At 65.8% G+C, this 16,991-nt stretch carries 16 protein-coding genes; 4 read left to right on the forward strand and 12 right to left on the reverse strand.

Annotated elements, in window-relative coordinates; all coding sequences use genetic code 11:
* Nucleotides 1-44: 44 nt before the first annotated feature.
* The 6 genes from gsiD to HLG70_RS14900 form a co-directional block, all read right to left on the reverse strand.
* Nucleotides 45-944 carry a glutathione ABC transporter permease GsiD gene (gsiD, locus tag HLG70_RS14875; RefSeq protein ID WP_171664194.1) on the reverse strand — a complete coding sequence of 300 codons (900 nt, stop codon included), beginning with the start codon at nt 942-944 and terminating at the stop codon, nt 45-47.
* A 7-nt stretch (nt 945-951) separates the two neighbouring features.
* Nucleotides 952-1,872: a glutathione ABC transporter permease GsiC gene (gene gsiC, locus HLG70_RS14880; protein WP_013392281.1), complete on the reverse strand. Its 921-nt coding sequence runs from the start codon at nt 1,870-1,872 to the stop codon at nt 952-954.
* 89 nt (nt 1,873-1,961) lie between these two features.
* Nucleotides 1,962-3,515, reverse strand: coding sequence for a glutathione ABC transporter substrate-binding protein GsiB (gene gsiB, locus HLG70_RS14885; RefSeq protein WP_171664195.1), 1,554 nt, complete (start codon nt 3,513-3,515; stop codon nt 1,962-1,964).
* 66 nt (nt 3,516-3,581) lie between these two features.
* The gene (locus tag HLG70_RS14890) at nt 3,582-5,468 is read right to left on the reverse strand and encodes a dipeptide ABC transporter ATP-binding protein (protein ID WP_171664196.1); all 1,887 of its coding nucleotides are present in this window, start codon (nt 5,466-5,468) and stop codon (nt 3,582-3,584) included.
* Nucleotides 5,469-5,592: 124 nt separating this feature from the next.
* The gene (locus tag HLG70_RS14895) at nt 5,593-6,573 is read right to left on the reverse strand and encodes an isoaspartyl peptidase/L-asparaginase family protein (protein WP_171664197.1); all 981 of its coding nucleotides are present in this window, start codon (nt 6,571-6,573) and stop codon (nt 5,593-5,595) included.
* A complete protein-coding gene (locus HLG70_RS14900) occupies nt 6,570-7,445 on the reverse strand; it encodes a MurR/RpiR family transcriptional regulator (protein WP_171664198.1) in 876 nt (291 codons plus the stop codon). The genes HLG70_RS14895 and HLG70_RS14900 overlap by 4 nt, the downstream gene beginning before the upstream one ends.
* Before the next feature lie 188 nt (nt 7,446-7,633).
* Between HLG70_RS14900 and HLG70_RS14905 the strand changes: the two genes are divergently transcribed.
* Nucleotides 7,634-8,092, forward strand: coding sequence for a GNAT family N-acetyltransferase (locus HLG70_RS14905; RefSeq protein ID WP_171664355.1), 459 nt, complete (start codon nt 7,634-7,636; stop codon nt 8,090-8,092).
* A 98-nt stretch (nt 8,093-8,190) separates the two neighbouring features.
* On the opposite strand, the gene HLG70_RS14910 is transcribed toward HLG70_RS14905, so the two are convergent.
* The 3 genes from HLG70_RS14910 to HLG70_RS14920 form a co-directional block, all read right to left on the reverse strand.
* Entirely contained in the window at nt 8,191-8,844 is a 654-nt protein-coding gene (locus tag HLG70_RS14910) for a CoA transferase subunit B (protein ID WP_171664199.1), read from the reverse strand.
* Between the two features lie 12 nt (nt 8,845-8,856).
* On the reverse strand, nt 8,857-9,555 hold the full coding sequence (locus tag HLG70_RS14915; protein WP_057284816.1) for a CoA transferase subunit A: 699 nt from the start codon (nt 9,553-9,555) through the stop codon (nt 8,857-8,859).
* Nucleotides 9,556-9,846: 291 nt separating this feature from the next.
* Entirely contained in the window at nt 9,847-10,296 is a 450-nt protein-coding gene (locus tag HLG70_RS14920; protein WP_171664200.1) for an acyl-CoA thioesterase, read from the reverse strand.
* A gap of 123 nt (nt 10,297-10,419) precedes the next feature.
* Here HLG70_RS14920 and HLG70_RS14925 point away from each other — a divergent pair, with 123 nt between their 5' ends.
* The 3 genes from HLG70_RS14925 to HLG70_RS14935 all read left to right on the forward strand — a co-directional run bounded on the left by HLG70_RS14925 (nt 10,420) and on the right by HLG70_RS14935 (nt 13,413).
* Complete coding sequence (locus HLG70_RS14925; RefSeq protein ID WP_171664201.1) at nt 10,420-12,066, forward strand: electron transfer flavoprotein-ubiquinone oxidoreductase; 1,647 nt, start codon at nt 10,420-10,422, stop codon at nt 12,064-12,066.
* A gap of 74 nt (nt 12,067-12,140) precedes the next feature.
* A complete protein-coding gene (locus HLG70_RS14930; protein WP_171664202.1) occupies nt 12,141-12,992 on the forward strand; it encodes an NAD-dependent epimerase/dehydratase family protein in 852 nt (283 codons plus the stop codon).
* Nucleotides 12,993-13,068: 76 nt separating this feature from the next.
* Complete coding sequence (locus tag HLG70_RS14935) at nt 13,069-13,413, forward strand: antibiotic biosynthesis monooxygenase family protein (RefSeq protein WP_171664203.1); 345 nt, start codon at nt 13,069-13,071, stop codon at nt 13,411-13,413.
* A gap of 5 nt (nt 13,414-13,418) precedes the next feature.
* On the opposite strand, the gene HLG70_RS14940 is transcribed toward HLG70_RS14935, so the two are convergent.
* From HLG70_RS14940 to HLG70_RS14950, 3 genes are read right to left on the reverse strand one after another with little or no spacing between them, the layout of a single operon-like run.
* Nucleotides 13,419-15,212 carry an ABC transporter ATP-binding protein gene (locus HLG70_RS14940; protein WP_171664204.1) on the reverse strand — a complete coding sequence of 598 codons (1,794 nt, stop codon included), beginning with the start codon at nt 15,210-15,212 and terminating at the stop codon, nt 13,419-13,421.
* Nucleotides 15,209-16,033, reverse strand: coding sequence for an ABC transporter permease (locus tag HLG70_RS14945; RefSeq protein WP_171664205.1), 825 nt, complete (start codon nt 16,031-16,033; stop codon nt 15,209-15,211). The genes HLG70_RS14940 and HLG70_RS14945 overlap by 4 nt, the downstream gene beginning before the upstream one ends.
* A 7-nt stretch (nt 16,034-16,040) precedes the next feature.
* Nucleotides 16,041-16,985 (reverse strand): ABC transporter permease, encoded by a 945-nt coding sequence (locus HLG70_RS14950; protein ID WP_171664206.1) that lies wholly within the window; start codon nt 16,983-16,985, stop codon nt 16,041-16,043.
* Between the last annotated feature and the right edge of the window lie 6 nt (nt 16,986-16,991).

Below are 16,991 nucleotides of genomic sequence, written 5' to 3' on the forward strand. Positions count from 1 at the left end.
GCCCCGTATCCCTATTCGGGGCTTGCTGCCAGCGATGCAGAGAATTACTTGCGGTCGATCTTGGGATCGAGCGCGTCGCGCAGGCCGTCGCCCAACAGGTTGAACGCAAGAACCGTCAGGAAGATCGCCAGCGCCGGGAAGATCGCCACGTGCGGGGCGATGACCATGTCGGCGCGCGCCTCGTTCAGCATCGCGCCCCACTCCGGCGTGGGAGGCGATGCGCCCATGCCCAGGAAGGACAGGCTGGCGGCCGTGATGATCGACGTGCCGATGCGCATCGTGCCGTACACCACGATAGGCGAGATCGTGCCGGGCAGGATGTGGCGCATGATGATGGTCCAGTCGGACGCTCCCACGCTCTTGACCGCTTCCACGTACGTCATCTGCTTGATCGACAGGGTGTTGCCACGCACCAGCCGGGCGAACGCGGGCACGCTGAATACGGCCACGGCCACGATCACGTTGATCATGCTGGAGCCCAGGATGGCGACCACGCCGATGGCCAGCAGCATGCCCGGGAAGGCCAGCAGCACGTCGGAGACGCGCATCGTAATGCGTTCCCACCAACCCTCGTAGTAGCCCGCCATCAACCCCATGAAGGTGCCGACGACGGCGCCCATGGCGACGGACAGGAAACCTGCGGCCAGCGAGATCCGCGCGCCCATCACGATGCGGCTGAAGATGTCGCGGCCCAGCGAGTCCACGCCCAGCCAATGGGTCAGCGACGGGCCGGCGTTCAGCGCGTCATAGTCGAAGAAATTCTCGGCGTCGAATGGCACGATCCAGGGCGCGAAGGCCGCGATCACCACCAGCAGCAGGACAAAGATGCCGGCGCCCACGGCCAGCTTCTGCTTCTTGAATTTGCGCCAGAACTCGGTGGCGGGCGTGCGCACGTCGTTCTTCGGAACGGCGGCGATGGTCGTGGCGGATGTCGTATTGCTCATGGCCGCCTCACTTGTAACGGATGCTGGGATTGATGACGCCATAGAGCACGTCGACAATCAGGTTGATCAAGATGAATTCCAGCGAGAACAGCAGCACGAGGCCCTGGATCACCGGATAGTCGCGCTGGGTCACGGCGTCCACCAGCAGACGGCCAAGGCCGGGCCAGTTGAACACGGTCTCGACCACGATCGAGCCGCCCAGCAGGAAGCCGAACTGCAAGCCCATCATGGTCACGACCGGAATCAGCGCATTGCGCAGCGCGTGCTTGATGACGACGCGGCGTTCGGTCAGGCCCTTTGCGCGCGCAGTGCGCACGAAGTCTTCCTGGATGACCTCTACGAAGGACGCCCGGGTGAAACGCGCCATGACGGCGGCCACCGCGGCGCCCAGGGTGATGGACGGCAGAATATAGTGTTGCCAGGTCGATGCGCCCACGGTCGGCAGCCAACCCAGATTCACGGAAAACACTTGCATCAGCATCATGCCCAGCGCAAACGCGGGGAACGAGATGCCCGACACCGCCAGCGTCATGCCAAGACGGTCAGGCCAGCGATTGCGCCAGACCGCCGACACGATCCCGATGATCATGCCGAACGTCACTGACCACACCATGCTGGCGAGCGTCAGCCACAGCGTAGGCATGAAGCGGTCTGCGATCTCGGTCGAGACGGGGCGCTTGGTACGCAAAGACGTACCCAGGTCGCCTTGCAGCATGTGGCTGAAGTAGCGCACGAACTGCTGCGGCAGGGGCAGATCCAGCCCAAGTTCCTTGCGCACGAGCTCAACGGTTTGCTGGTCGGCCTCCTGGCCCGCGGCCAGTCGCGCCGGGTCGCCCGGAAGCATGTGCACAAACAGGAACACGACCACGGCTACCAGCAGCAGCGTGGGGATCATGCCCAAAAGACGTTTGACGATGTAGGTCAGCATTGAAATTCCTGCAACATCGGCGGGGGCACCGCGCCCCCGCCGTATGTGGCCTTACAAGGGCCCGAGGGCCCCGAGAGTAACTGCTTGGTTTACTGCTTCAGGTCGATGTCGCCGAACCAGAACGAGGTGTCCGGCTCCACGTACACGCCCGACAGGTTCTTCGACTTCACGTACAGGTTGTTCTGGGTCACCAGGAAGGCCCACGGGGCGTCCTTCCAGATGGTTTCCTGAACGCCCTTGTAGATTTCCGTCTTCTTGGCGCGATCGGTCGTGGCCAGGGCTTCCTGGATGCCGTCGTCCACCGACTTGTTCGAGTAGTACGACACGTTGTTCAGCACCGGCGGGAAAGCGGCGGTGGTCAGCAACGGACGCAGGCCCCAGTCGGCTTCACCGGTCGAGGACGACCAGCCGGCGTAGTACATGCGGACCTTGGCATCCTCAGGCTTTTGCACCTGTTGGACGCGCTGGACGCGCTGCCCCGACTCCAGCACTTCCACCGACACCTTGATGCCGACTTGCGACAGCTGCTGTTGCAGGAACTGAACCACCTTCACCGAGGTGCCGTCGTTATAGGCGGACCACAGCTGGCTTTCGAAGCCGTTGGGGTAGCCGGCTTCAGCCAGCAGTGCCTTGGCCTTCTTGATGTCGTACGGCCACGGGCCGGTCTTGTGCGCGAAGTCCACGCCGGTCGGCACGACGCCGTCCACGACGGTGGCGTAGCCCGAGAAAGCGACCTTGGCCAGGGCTTCCTTGTTGATGGCGTAGTTGATGGCCTCACGCACCTTGACGTTGTCGAACGGCTTTTGCTGCGTGTTCATCGACAGGTAGCGGGCCATGATCGAGTTCTTGTGATCGACCACGTCCAGCTTGTCGTTCTTGGACAGCACGGCGGCTTGCTCGAACGGCACCGGGAAAGCGAATTGCGCTTCGCCCGTCTGCACCACGGCGGCGCGGGTGTTGTTGTCGGTCACGGTACGGAAGGTCAGCGTGTCGACCTTCGGGTAGCCCTTCTTCCAGTAGCCGTCGAACTTCTTGACCTTCAGGTATTCGGCCGGCTTCCATTCGACGAATTCGAACGGGCCGGTGCCCACCGGGTGGAAGCCGATTTCCTTGCCGTACTTGGCCAGGGCGGCCGGCGAGATCATCATGGCGGCCGGGTGGGCCAGCGCGTTGATGAAGGCCGAGAACGGCTTCTTCAGCGTGATCTTGATGGTCATCGGGTCGACCACTTCGGTCTTGTCGATGACGCTGAACTGGATGTAGCGCGACAGGCGGTTTTCCGGATTGGCCGGACGATCGAAGTTGATCTTGACCGCTTCAGCGTTGAAGTCGGTGCCGTCGTGGAACTTCACGCCGGGACGCAGCTTGAACGTGTAGACCAGGCCGTCTTCGCTGACGGTGTAGTCGGTGGCCAGCACCTTCTGGACCTTCAGGTCCTTGTCGAACTCGAACAGGCCTTCGTAGTAGGCCTTGCCGGCCGCCTGGTTCAGCGTGCTGTTGGTGTTGTAGGGATCGAGCGTTTCCAGCGCGATGGAGACGGCAAACGTCACGTCCTTGGCTGCATGCGCCAACGGCGACGCGAGCACGCCGAAGGCCACCGCGGCGGCGGCCATCAGCTTGGTGGGGCGCAGAACTTTCATCATTGCAACTCCTGGTTCCAGAATGGAATTAGGGGGTTTGGTGGAAGAAAAACAAGGTCTACTACTGACTCAATACGCTCCGCCGACAGGGTGGCGGGCTACAAAATGATCCGTACCGACCTGAACCAGCGGCAGCACCACCGGTTCGTCATCCAGTTTGCGGATCGGGCTGGGAATTTCATCGGACAGCAAGGTGCGCTTCATGTGGCGGCGCGCCGGATCGGCGATCGGCACCGCCGCCATGAGCTTCTTGGTGTAGGGATGCTGCGGGTTCTCGAAAATCGCGCGGCGCGGGCCGATCTCGACGATCTGGCCCAGGTACATCACGGCCACGCGATGGCTGACGCGTTCGACCACGGCCATGTCGTGCGAGATGAACAGGAACGAAATGCCCATGTCGCGCTGCAGGTCGATCAGCAGGTTCACGATCTGCGCCTGGATCGACACGTCCAGCGCCGACACGGATTCGTCCGCGATCACGACCTTGGGATTCAGGGCCAGGGCGCGTGCGATACAGATGCGCTGGCGCTGACCGCCCGAGAATTCATGCGGATAGCGCTGCGCCATCTCCGGCGGCATACCCACGCGCTCCAGCAGTTCGGCCACGCGGCGCTCGGCATCCTTGCCCTTGGCCACGCCGTGCACCAGCAGCGGCTCCATGATGGAGAAGCCGACGGTCACGCGCGGATCCAGCGACGCGAACGGGTCCTGGAACACGAACTGGATGTCGCGGCGCAGGGATTGCAGCTCGCTGTTCTTCAGGCGGACGATGTCGCGGCCCCCGAACTTGATCTCGCCGCCCTGGCTGTTCACCAGGCGCAGGAGCGAACGGCCGGTCGTGGACTTGCCGCAGCCCGACTCGCCCACCAGGGACAGGGTCTCGCCGGGGTACAGGTCGAAGCTGACCTTCTCCACGGCGTGCACGCGACGCTGCACGCGGCTCATGATGCCGCCGCGCAGATCGAAACGCGTCACCAGGTTGCGCACGCTGAGAATCGGCTCGCGGTTTGCGGCCGGCACTTGCTGCGTGCTGGCCGCGCCGGGCTCGGCCACGGGCTGGGCCTGGCCTTCCACCTGCAACAGCGGGAAGCGCGCGGGCATGTCCGTGCCCTGCATGGCGCCCAGCTTCGGCACCGCCGACAGCAGCGCCTTGGTGTAGGTATGCTTGGGCGCGGCGAACACCTGTTCGGACGGGCCTTCCTCGACCTTGTCGCCGCGGTACATGACCAGCACGCGGTCGGCCACTTCGGCGACCACGCCCATGTCGTGGGTGATGAACACCACGCCCATGTGCATTTCTTCCTGCAGCTGGCGGATCAGCTGCAGGATCTGCGCCTGGATCGTGACGTCCAGCGCGGTGGTGGGTTCGTCGGCGATCAGCAGCGCTGGCTTGCAAGCCAGCGCCATCGCGATCATGACCCGCTGGCGCATGCCGCCCGACAACTGGTGCGGGTAGCGGTCCAGCACCGATTTGGCTTCCGGGATGCGCACCTGCTCCAGCATGCGCAGCGCCTCGGCGCGGGCGGCCGCGGCGTCCTTGCCCTGGTGCTGGCGGATCGACTCGGCGATCTGGTCGCCGGCCGTGAACACGGGATTCAAGGAGGTCATCGGCTCCTGGAAAATCATGGCCATGTCCGCACCGCGCACATTGCGCATGACGCGTTGGCTGGAACCGGCCAGGTCGATCACGGAACCGTTGCTCCGGCGCAAGGCCATGCGGCCCTGGGCGATGCGTCCGCCGCCATGTTCCACCAGGCGCATGAGCGCCAGCGACGTCACCGACTTGCCCGAACCCGATTCGCCCACGATGGCCAGGGTTTCGCCCCGGTCCACATGGAACGACAGATTGCGCACGGCTTCGACCGTGCGCTCCGAGCCCACGAAACGCACCGTCAGGTCGTCGACCTGGACCACGCGGTTATCCGGCAGCGCCAGGCTGTTTGCGCGATCAACCATCTCTATTAATCCCCAAAATATACCCCCACGCTTCACCCACTTCGTGGGCTCTCCGCCCCCCCGAGGGGCTTGTTCCCCTTGAGGCGGCCCGGCGGGGAGAAGTACTAATTCAAATCGCCGCCGCTCACCGATAGATGGCGGTAACCGGCTTTTCGCCTACGCGGGCGTAACCCCGATACATGCCTTCCGTGTTGAACGGCAAGGCCACATTGCCCTGGGCGTCGACGGCCACCAGGCCGCCCTTGCCGCCGATGGTAGGCAGTTTTTCCATCACGACGCGGTCCGCCGCCGCTTCCAGCGAGGCGCCGCAATATTCCATCTGGGCCGCCACGTCATACGCGGCGACCATGCGGATGAACATCTCGCCGGTGCCCGTCGTGGACACGGCGCAGGTCTTGTTGCTGGCATAGGTGCCGGCGCCGATCATCGGCGCGTCGCCGACGCGGCCGACCTGCTTGTTGGTGATGCCGCCGGTCGAGGTGGCGGCGGCCAGATTGCCCTGGGCGTCCACGGCCACCGCGCCCACCGTGCCGAACTTCTTGTCGGCGTCCAGCGGATCGGCTGGCGCGGGCTGGCCGCGCGCGACCATGGCCTGACCGTCATGGTCCAGCACGGCGGCGTCCGGCGTTTCACGCTGCACGCGCAGCAGCTGCTCGCGGCGGGCCTCGGTCGAAAAATACGACGGGTCCACGATTTCCAGGCCTTCCTGCCGGGCGAACGCTTCGGCGCCCTCGCCCACGAAGAAGACATGCTTGCTGTTTTCCATGACCTTGCGCGCAGCGTAGACCGGGTTGCGCACGCAGTTCACGTTGGCGATGGCGCCCGAACGCAGCGTGGCGCCGTCCATGATGGAGGCGTCCAGTTCGTGGGTGCCGGCGCTGGTGAACACGGCGCCATGGCCGGCGTTGAACAGCGGGCAGTCTTCGAGCAGGCGCACGGCTTCGGTCACTGCGTCCAGGGCGCTGCCGCCCTTGGCCAGCACGGCCTGGCCGGCGGTCAGGATGGATTCCAGCGCGCTCAGGTATTCCTGTTCTTTCTCGGGCGACATGGCCGCGCGGGACATCGCGCCAGCGCCACCGTGAATGGCGATCACGGGTTGAATCATCGTTTACCTACTCCATGGAAGAGCCACGGCATCACGGACTGGGTTACCCCAGCGGCGGCCGCGACGGAATTCTTGGCCCGATAGGCCACCGCGGCAGACAGGGCTTCGATCAGGCCGAGCGCGGCGGTTTCGGAATTGGGAATCAGCTGGCGCGCGGAAAACGCGTAAAGCACGACGGATGCCGTCGGCGCCAGCGGAGATGTGGGTTTGTCGGTCAGCACCAGCACGGGCACCCCGGCCTGCTTGGCCGCGCCGGCCAGCGTCACGGTGTCGGCCAGGTAGCGGGGAAAGCCGATGGCGATCACCAGATCCTTGCTGGTCATGCGCGACATCTGGCGCGCCGCATGCGATACGCCGCCGGGGCCGGCCAGCGATTCGACGGAATGCAGGTGCATGCACAGGCCGCGCTGCAGCAGGCCGGCCAGGAAGCCGCTGGCGCCAAAGCCGATGATGAACACGCGGTCGGCGGCCAGGATGGCCTCGACGGCCTGTTCACAGGCCGCGGAATCCAGCGATTGCAGGTTGCGCTGCGCGTTGCGGATGTCTTCTTCCAGCGTGGCGGCAAAGATCTGCACGGCGCTGGCGGAATGCGCCAGTTCGGTGCGCAGCTTTTCCACGGGTTCAAGCGCGGCTTCGAAGCCGCGCGCCAGCTCGGCGCGGAATTGCGGGTAGCCCGGCAGGTCCAGGGCGCGCGCGAAGCGGTTGGCCGTGGCCGTCGACACCCCCACCGCCGCCGCGAACTCGTCGATGGTCATGGTGGCGGCGCGGAACTGATGCGCCAGCACGTACTCGGCCATCTTGTGCTGGGTCCGGCTCAGCGCGGGCTGGGCCCGGGCGATCCGATCAGCGATCGTAGGTGCGGCCTTGGTCATCGAAGAGGGGTGGGGTCTTAGCGCGGGTTTATGTAAATTTGTTTACACGCAAATTTTAAATAAGAAAATAGATTTTCATACTAAGGGTATACCCGTGAAATTATGTAACAGTGTTGCCCAAAGACCGGAGCGCTTTGAGTTACGCTAGTTGCCCCGTTTTCCCCCTATCTGGATCCGCCCGCATGCCGCTGCCCACCTGGACCTGCAAACCCCACGCCGAACTGACGACGGCCGAGCTCTACGCCATCCTGCGCCTGCGCTCGGAAGTCTTTGTCGTGGAACAGAATTGCGTGTTTCTGGATATGGACGGCAAGGACCTGCAAGGGCAGACCGAGCACCTGATGGCTTGGCGGGACGGTGCGCTGCTGGCCTATTGCCGGCTGCTGGAACCCGCCCTGAACGACGGCCAGGTCGTGATCGGCCGCGTGATCACCGCCCCGGCGGCCCGGGGCTCGGGCCTGGGCCACGAACTGATGCGCCGCGCCAAGGAAGAGGCGCAGCGGATCTGGCCGGACCAGCCGGTATACCTGGGCGCGCAGGCGCGCCTGAAGCGGTATTACGGCGGCCACGGCTTTGTTCCGGTCACCGAGGAATACATCGAAGACGGCATCCCGCATGTGGGCATGCTGCTGCAGGAAACCGCCTGAGGCAGGAGCCCGCCCGCAGAAGAGGGAAAGAGACCCTCTGGCGAACGCCATAAAAAAACGCCCCGCGGGGCGTTTTTTCATGGCGGACGGCAAGTACCTTACTTGACCGCCGACACATCCAGCTTGGCGGCCGTCTTGGACTTGATCTCGTCCACCGTGACGCCGGGCGCCGTTTCCAGCAGCTTCAGGCCGTTTTCGGTGACTTCCATCACGCCCAGGTCGGTGATGATCAGGTCGACCACGCCCACGCCGGTCAGCGGCAGATTGCATTCGGGCAGCAGCTTGATGTCTTCCGTGCCGTCCTTCTTCTTGGCCACGTGTTCCATCAGCACGACCACGCGGCCGACGCCGGCCACGAGATCCATCGCGCCGCCCATGCCCTTGACCATCTTGCCCGGGATCATCCAGTTGGCCAGGTCGCCTTTCTCGGAGACCTGCATCGCGCCCAGGATGGCCAGGTTGATCTTGCCGCCGCGGATCATCGCGAACGAGTCGGCCGACGAAAAGATCGAGGAGCCGGGCAAGGTCGTGACCGTCTGCTTGCCGGCGTTGATCAGGTCGGCATCGACTTCATCGTCGGTGGGGAACGGGCCGATGCCCAGCAAGCCGTTCTCGGATTGCAGCCAGACCTCGACGCCCTTGGGCACGTGGTTGGCGACCAGGGTGGGCAGGCCGATGCCCAGGTTCACATAAAAGCCGTCTTGCAGCTCGCGCGCCGCGCGCGCCGCCATTTCATCGCGGGACCATGCCATGTCGTCTTCTCCTTAGGCCGGGCGAGTGGTGCGTTGTTCGATGCGCTTTTCGGGGGTCGTGTTCAGCACGATCCGCTGCACATAGATGCCAGGCAGGTGGATCTGATCCGGGTCCAGGCTGCCGGTGTCGACGATTTCCTCGACCTCGACCACCGTGAACTTGCCGGCCATGGCAACGTTCGGATTGAAGTTGCGGGCCGTCTTGCGAAACACCAGGTTGCCGCTGCGGTCGGCGATGTGCGCCTTGACCAGCGACACGTCCGGCACGAGCGAACGTTCCATCACGTACTGATGGCCGTCGAATTCGCGGATTTCCTTGCCGTCGGCCACGATGGTGCCCACGCCGGTGCGCGTGAAGAACGCGGGAATGCCGGCGCCGCCGGCGCGCAGCTTCTCGGCCAGCGTGCCCTGGGGCGTGAACTCGAGCTCGAGCTCACCCGACAGGAACTGGCGTTCGAATTCCTTGTTCTCGCCCACGTAGGACGCGATCATCTTGCGCACCTGGCGCGTATTGAGCAGCTGGCCCAAGCCGAAACCATCGACGCCCGCATTGTTGCTGATGCAGGTGAGGTCCTTGACGCCCGAATCGCGCAGCGCGGCGATCAGTGCCTCGGGAATACCGCAAAGGCCGAAACCGCCCACGGCGATCATCTGACCGTCCTTGACGATGCCTGCCAGCGCCTCCTGGGCGCTTGCAAAAACCTTGTCCATCGCTCCAACTCCTAGTTAAGGTCGAACTAAAGAGAGCCCGTCCCGCCGCTTGCGCGTAGGGGTCCCGTGAAGGGTCGAGAAATCGGGGCAGGCCCTGTTTTTCCTTGGGGCGCGGCTGCCGGCGCCGACTCCGCGGGCATCGCGGCCAGGCCCGATATCCGTGGAGCGGCGGCGCCGAGGGTGGCGCGCCCTTATTGCTTTTTTGATTTTGCGCTAGATTTTACCGGCATGCCCGGCCAACGCACGCGCTATTTTGGCCAGTCTGCAATACGCGGTCCCGATGCCGCGGCCTCAGACGGCAGGCTTGAACTGCGTCGCCATCTGCGCCAGGACTTCGGGTGGCCACGCAGCGGACGTATTGGCCACGTAGTCCATCCAGACTAGCACGTTGCGCCCGCGGGCATACGGGCCCGCCGCGTCGCCGACTTTCTCCAGCAGCAGCTCGAATTCGGCGCTGGAACGGCCGATGCGGGTCACGGTGTGCGTGACCCGCACGGTGGCCGGATACGTCAGCGGACGCAGGAAATCGCAGGAAGCATGCGCCAGGATGGCGCCGTTGTCGGCGGGCAGCTCGAAGCCGGCGGCATACAGGATCTGCATGCGCGCCTCTTCCATGAGGCGGAAATACAGCGTGTTATTGAGATGATTCAAGGCGTCTGAGTCGCCCCAACGCAAAGGCAATTCCAGTTGATGGGTATCGCCCACCGCAAGAAGCCGTGCAGACAGATGGTCCGGGTTCACCGATTACTCCTGAAGGCTGAATGAAATACGAACGCGCTCGAAGGGATACTAGATCCCCAGCTGCAATACAATCGCCGATAATACTTCCAGCCATATATGGAATACATACGGGGAGCTTTGCAAATGTCTGAACGCGAGTCGATGGAATATGACGTGGTCGTGGTTGGCGGTGGACCCGCCGGCCTGGCCACCGCCATCCGTCTGAAGCAGCTGGCCGCTGAAAAGAATCAAGAGATCGGCGTCTGCGTGCTGGAGAAAGGCGCGGAACTGGGTGCGCACATCCTGTCCGGCGCCGTCATGGACCCGCTGGCGCTGACCGAGCTCATCCCCGACTGGAAGGAAAAAGGCGCGCCGCTCACGGTGCCCGTCACGCAGGACAAATTCCTGTTCCTGTCCCAGACCGGCGCGCGCGCCACGCCGAACTGGCTGCTGCCGCCCTGCTTTCACAACGAAGGCAACTACATCGTCCGTCTGGGCGACGTCGTCAAGTGGATGGGCGAACAGGCCGAGGCGCTGGGCGTGGACATCTTCCCCGGCTTTGCCGCGGTTGAAGTGCTCTACGACGAAAACGGCGCCGTCCGCGGCGTGGCCACCGGCGACATGGGCGTCGCCCGCGACGGTACCCACACCGAGCACTACCAGCCCGGCATGGAGCTGCATGCCCGCTACACGGTGTTCGGCGAAGGCGCGCGCGGCCAACTGGGCCGCCAGCTCATCGAACGCTACAAGCTGGACGAGGGGCGCGACCCGCAGGCCTACGGCATCGGCATCAAGGAAATGTGGGAAGTCGATCCCGCGCAATCCAAGCCCGGCCTCGTCATCCACACCGCCGGCTGGCCGCTGGATTCCGACACGTACGGCGGCTCCTTCCTCTATCACCTGGACAACAACCTGGTCGCGGTGGGCATGATCGTCGGCCTGGACTACGCCAACCCCTGGCTGTCGCCCTTCGACGAATTCCAGCGCTACAAGACGCACCCCGCCATCCGCGGCACGTTTGAAGGCGGCAAGCGCATCGCCTACGGCGCGCGCGCCATCACGGCCGGCGGCCTGCTGTCGCTGCCCAAGCTCACGTTCCCGGGCGGCGCGCTGGTCGGCTGCGAAGCCGGTTTCCTGAACGCATCGCGCATCAAGGGCAGCCACGCCGCCATCAAGTCCGGCAAGCTGGCCGCCGAAGCCGCGTTCGATGCGCTGGTCGCCGACCGCCGCCAGGACGAGCTGACCGCCTACCCGAAGGCCTTCGAGGCATCCTGGCTGCATGCCGAACTGAACAAGGCGCGCAACTTCAAGCAGTGGTTCAAGAAGGGCCGCACCATCGCCACGGTGATGACCGGCGTCGAGCAACTGCTGCTCAAGGGCAAGATGCCCTGGACGCTGCGCCACAGCAAGCCCGACCACGCCTGTTTGCAGCCGGCTTCGGAGTGCGCCCGCATCGACTACCCCAAGCCCGATGGCAAGCTCACCTTCGACAAGCTCAGCTCGGTGTTCATCTCGAACACCAACCACGACGAGAACGAACCCGTCCACCTGACCCTGAAGGACGCGTCCGTGCCGGTGAAGGTCAATCTGGCCAAGTACGGCGGCCCCGAGGCGCGCTACTGCCCGGCGGGCGTGTACGAGTTCATCAAGGACGACCACGGCGACGACCGCCTGCAGATCAATGCGCAGAACTGTGTGCATTGCAAGACTTGCGACATCAAGGATCCCACGCAGAACATCGTCTGGGTGGCCCCGCAAGGCGGCGAAGGGCCGGTCTACAGCGGCATGTAATCCCACCGGGCGCCAGCGCCCGGCCACGAGGCGCCCCACAGGGCGCCTTTTTTCTGACCGGCAGGAACGACACCATGACCGAACGCGTACTTCTCATCGGCTGCGGCGACCTGGGCCTGCGCGTGGCGCGGCGCTTCCTGGAGCGCGGCGATGACGTCCACGCCCTGCGCCGCCATCCGCCTGCCGGCGACGCCAGCGGCATCCAGTGGCTGCAAGGCGACATCACCCGCGCGGCCTCGCTGCCCGCCCTGCCGCAAGGCGTGACCCGGCTGATCCATCTGCCCGCGCCGGGCGCGCGCGACCCCGACGTCTATCGCGGTGTATTCGTCGACGGCTTGAAAAACGTGCTCCAGGCGCTGGACGCCTCGCGGCTCCAGCGGATCGTGTTCGTTTCCTCCAGCGCGGTCTACGGCGAACATCAAGGCGACTGGGTCACCGAAGAGACGCCGCCCGCGCCGCAGGGCTTCAACGGCCGCGTGCTGCTGGAGGCCGAGGCCGCGCTGTCGGCCCAGCCGGTGTCGTCGACCGCGCTGCGGCTGGCGGGCCTGTACGGGCCCGGCCGGCTGCAGCTGATCGAACGGCTGCGCAGCGGCGCGGCGGGCGCCCCGACCCGGCCCGAGCACTGGGCCAATCGCATCCACATCGACGACGCCGCCGCCGCGGTGGTCCATCTTGCGCTGCTGCCTGAAGTGGCGCCGGTGTACATCGGCTGCGACGACACGCCCCTGCCCCTGCACACCCTGTATGCCGACCTGGCCAGGATGATCGGCGCGCCCGCGCCGCACACAGCCCCCGCGCCCGCCAATATCGGCAGCAAGAAGCTCAGCAACGCCCGCCTGCGCGCCAGCGGATTGACGCTGCAGTGGCCGGATTCGCGCCTGGGCTATGCCGCCTTGCTGCAGGAAGACGGCAAGACGCAGGCATAGTTCGCCCCGCATCGAATCGTTGCCTGCGGGGGTGACGGATACTGCCCCCGTATCATTTTTCCCAGGACAGCCTTCCATGATCGCCGTGATATTCGAAGTCGAGCCCGCCCATGGCGACCCCGATCCTTACCTGCGGATCGCCGCCGGCCTGATCGACGAACTGAAAGCCGTGGACGGTTTCATTTCCGTCGAGCGGTTCCAGAGCCTGTCCACGCCGGGCAAGCTGCTGTCGCTGTCATTCTGGCGCGACGAAGAGGCGGTCAAGCGCTGGCGCTCGCTGGAGTCGCACCGCCACGCGCAGGAAGCCGGGCGCGGCGGCGTGTTCCAGAACTACCGCCTGCGCGTGGCCCAGGTGCTGCGCGACTACGGCATGGACGAGCGCGGCCAGGCGCCCGCCGACAGCCGCAGCCGGCACGGCTGAACGCTTTACGCCGCGATCGTCTCCGCCGGCGCTTCCCCCGCCGCCAGCGCCACCCGGTGGGTCGCGCCGGATGCGGCCACGGCCGCCATCCTGGGCGCCGCCATGACCGCGCCGGACGGATCGAAATAGTCCGAATCGGCCCGCCCCTGCCCCTCTGGCAGGTCGCGCAGCTCCACCCGGAACCCCTGGGCAGCGTCGCCGCGCAGCTCGGGCACGGCCTGCAGCAGCCGGCGGGTGTAGGGATGCGTCGGATGGTCGAACACATCGTCGCGCGAGCCTTGCTCCACGATGTGGCCTCGCAGCATGACAACCACGCGGTCCGCGATCTGCTCGACGACACCCAGGTCGTGCGAGATCAGCAGGCAGGCAAAGCCGTGTGAACGCTGCAGGGACATCAGCGTCTCCAGCACCTGCTTCTGCACCGTCACGTCCAGCGCCGAAACCGGCTCGTCGGCGATGATCACCTCGGGGCGCATCACCAGCGCCCGCGCGATCGCCACGCGCTGGCGCTGGCCGCCCGACAGCTCATGCGCATAGCGCTCGGCGTAGCCGTCGTCCAGGCCCACATCGCGCAGCGCCTCGGCCACGCGCTTGTCCCGCGCCGCGGGCGTCATGCCGGCCTCCAGCCGCAAGCCTTCGCCCACCAGCGCGCCGATGGTCATGCGGGGATCCAGCGATGAATACGGATCCTGGAAGACCATCTGGATGCGCCGCCGCGCGGAACGCCAGGCGGCGCCCGCGCCGCCCGGCGGGAGTGTCTGGCCATCCAGCGCGATACGCCCCTGCGACTGCGGCACCAGGCCCAGGATGGACATCATCACGGTGGTCTTGCCGCTGCCGGATTCCCCCACGATGGCCAGGGTCTCGCCAGGCGCGACGGAAAAACTCGCCTGATGCACCGCCCTCACGGACCGCTTGCGGCGCCAACCTCCTCGCACCGCGTAGTCGATCGCCAGGCCGTCAACCTCAAGAATGGGTGGCCGGGTGACGGCGGCACGCGCCGCGCCGCGCTTGGGCAGCGCGTCCAGCAGGCTGAGCGTGTAGGGGTCGGCGGGCCGTGACAGCACCCGCGCCACCTCGCCGGTTTCCACCGCGCGCCCCCGGCACATCACCAGCACGCGCTGGGTGTAGGCTGCCACCAGCGCCAGATTGTGGCTGATGAAGATCAGCGCCGTGCCCTGTTCGCGCGTCAATTCGCACATCAGGTCCAGCACCTCTTTTTGCACCACGCAGTCCAGCGCCGTCGTGGGTTCATCGGCGATCAGCAGCCGGGGCTTGAGCAGCATCACCCCCGCCAGCAGGATCCGCTGGCGCATTCCGCCCGAGAACTCATGCGGATAGCGCGTCATGCAATCCTGCGCATCGCGCACCCGCACGCGCTCCAGCATCTGCACGGCCGCCGCCCAGGCGTCGCGGCGCGCCATGCCCCGGCGCAGCACCAGCGCCTCGATCAGCTGCTCGCCCACCCGGAACGCGGGATTCAGCGACACCATGGGTTCCTGGAACACCATGCCGATACCGGTGCCGCGCGTTGCCAGCCATTCGTTCGCGTTGTGCCCGAGCAGGTCCTTGCCGTCAAAGAATGCCCGACCGCCGGTGATGCGCGCCGCATCGGGCAGCAGGCCCAGCAAGGCCTTGCCTATCAGCGTCTTGCCGCTGCCCGATTCGCCGACAATGGACAGCGACTCGCCGGCATGCAGGTCGAAGGACACCCGGTTCACGACCGGCGCCGCGTCGCGCTTGCCTGGAAAGCGGATCTCCAGGTCGCGCACCGACAACAAGGGGACGGGCGCGCTCATGCCATGACTCCCCGCATGCGCGGATCAAGCCGGTCGCGCACAGCGTCGCCCAGCAGGTTGATGCCCAGCAGGCTCAGCGAAATCATCGCGCCGGGAAACACGGCCAGCCAGACGGCCTGGTCCATCGCATTGCGGCTTTCCGACAGCATGCCGCCCCAGGTGGCCAGGGGCGGCGGCACGCCCAGCCCCAGGAAGCTCAGCGCGCTTTCGGCCAGCAGCGCCGAGCCGAAGATCGACGTGGCGAAGATCAGCAGGGGCGCCACGCAGTTGGGCAGCACGTGGCGGAACACCGTCCACAAGCCGCCATGTCCGGCCGCGCGCGAGGCGATGACGAAGTCGCGCTGCCGCAGGGACAGGGCCGCCCCCCGCGCGATGCGCGAAACGGACGGCGAATAGGCCAGGCCCAAGGCCAGCACGACGCCCCACTTCGAGGGTCCCAGCACGGTCATGATCCCCAACGCCAGCAGCAAGCCGGGAAACGCCATCATGGATTCGACCAGGACCGAGATGCCGCGGTCCACCCAGCCGCCCGCGTAGCCCGCGGTCACCCCGATGGTGGTGCCCAGGACCAGCGCCAGCAGCACCGAGAACACGCTGACCGCCACGCTGACGCCCGCCCCGGCCATCAGGCGGGAGAGCACGTCGCGGCCAAACTCGTCCGTGCCCAGCCAGTACTCGGCCGAAGGCGCGGCGAAGCGCGCCAGCAGGTCGCCTTCCAGCGGATCGTGCGGCGTATACACCAGCCCCACCAGCGCCAGCAGCACCACGGCCCCGACCAGAAAGCCGCCCAGGACGGCATTGGTATGCTTGAAACCCGTCATGATGATCCTATTGAAGCTTCACGCGCGGATCGAACAGCGGATACAGCAGATCCACCGCCAGATTGACCGCCACGTACAAGAGCGCGATGAACAGCAGGCAGCCCTGCACCACCGGATAATCCCGCGCGTAGATACTTTCCACCAGCAGCCGGCCGATGCCGGGCAGCGTGAAAACGGTTTCGATGACGGCCGCGCCCGACAGCAGATGGCCCAGCATCAGGCCGATGACGGTCAGCGTGGGGCCGAAGGAATTCGGCAGCACGTGGCGCAGCATCACCCGCTTCTCCGGCAAGCCCTTGGCCCGCGCATGGGCCACGTACTCCAGCCGCAAGGTCTCGATGGTGCTGGCGCGCATCATCCGGGTGATTGCCGCGATCTCGGTCAGCACGATGGCGAACACGGGCAGCACCAGATACTTCACCGCGCCCAGGCCGCCCTGCGCGACGGACTCGAAGCCATAGACCGGCAGCCAGTTCAGCTTTACGCCGAACAGCCAGATAAGCAGGATGCCCACCCAGAAACTGGGCATGGAGACAAACAGGATCGAGGTCGACACGATGGCGGTGTCGGCCCGCCGGTTCTGGCGCCACGCGGCGACCATGCCCGCCGGCACCGCCACGAGGCAGGCCAGCAGCGTGGCCGTCAGCACCACCTGGGCGGTAACCGCGAAATGCGTCAGCACCAGGTGCATGACGGGTTCGCGCCGGGCGATGGACATGCCCAGGTCGCCCTGCAAGGCATGACCGACCCAGATCAGGAACTGCTCGCCCACCGGCCGGTCCAGGCCCAGCGCATGGCGCATTTCCGCCAGCAGCGCCGGGTTGTCGATATCGCCCAGCATCAGCGATGCCGGGTCCCCGGGGATGGCGCGGATCAGCGCAAACACCAGCACGGTCACGACGATGACGGTGGGCACCGCCGCCGCGATGCGCTTGAGTAGATAGCCCAGCACGGCGCC

It is taken from the genome of Achromobacter deleyi, from assembly GCF_013116765.2.
GTDB classification, from domain to species: Bacteria; Pseudomonadota; Gammaproteobacteria; order Burkholderiales; family Burkholderiaceae_B; genus Achromobacter; species Achromobacter deleyi_A.

What these genes read in the sequence shown, in the direction of transcription:
- HLG70_RS14895 (WP_171664197.1), bottom strand. Translation starts at nt 6,573, where the DNA reads ATGATTCAACCCGTGATCGCCATTCACGGTGGCGCTGGCGCGATGTCC.
- HLG70_RS14890 (WP_171664196.1), bottom strand. Translation starts at nt 5,468, where the DNA reads ATGGTTGATCGCGCAAACAGCCTGGCGCTGCCGGATAACCGCGTGGTC.
- gsiB (WP_171664195.1), bottom strand. Translation starts at nt 3,515, where the DNA reads ATGATGAAAGTTCTGCGCCCCACCAAGCTGATGGCCGCCGCCGCGGTG.
- HLG70_RS14945 (WP_171664205.1), bottom strand. Translation starts at nt 16,033, where the DNA reads ATGACGGGTTTCAAGCATACCAATGCCGTCCTGGGCGGCTTTCTGGTC.
- HLG70_RS14925 (WP_171664201.1), top strand. Translation starts at nt 10,420, where the DNA reads ATGTCTGAACGCGAGTCGATGGAATATGACGTGGTCGTGGTTGGCGGT.
- HLG70_RS14910 (WP_171664199.1), bottom strand. Translation starts at nt 8,844, where the DNA reads ATGGCATGGTCCCGCGATGAAATGGCGGCGCGCGCGGCGCGCGAGCTG.
- HLG70_RS14915 (WP_057284816.1), bottom strand. Translation starts at nt 9,555, where the DNA reads ATGGACAAGGTTTTTGCAAGCGCCCAGGAGGCGCTGGCAGGCATCGTC.
- HLG70_RS14930 (WP_171664202.1), top strand. Translation starts at nt 12,141, where the DNA reads ATGACCGAACGCGTACTTCTCATCGGCTGCGGCGACCTGGGCCTGCGC.
- gsiD (WP_171664194.1), bottom strand. Translation starts at nt 944, where the DNA reads ATGAGCAATACGACATCCGCCACGACCATCGCCGCCGTTCCGAAGAAC.
- HLG70_RS14900 (WP_171664198.1), bottom strand. Translation starts at nt 7,445, where the DNA reads ATGACCAAGGCCGCACCTACGATCGCTGATCGGATCGCCCGGGCCCAG.
- HLG70_RS14940 (WP_171664204.1), bottom strand. Translation starts at nt 15,212, where the DNA reads ATGAGCGCGCCCGTCCCCTTGTTGTCGGTGCGCGACCTGGAGATCCGC.
- gsiC (WP_013392281.1), bottom strand. Translation starts at nt 1,872, where the DNA reads ATGCTGACCTACATCGTCAAACGTCTTTTGGGCATGATCCCCACGCTG.
- HLG70_RS14935 (WP_171664203.1), top strand. Translation starts at nt 13,069, where the DNA reads ATGATCGCCGTGATATTCGAAGTCGAGCCCGCCCATGGCGACCCCGAT.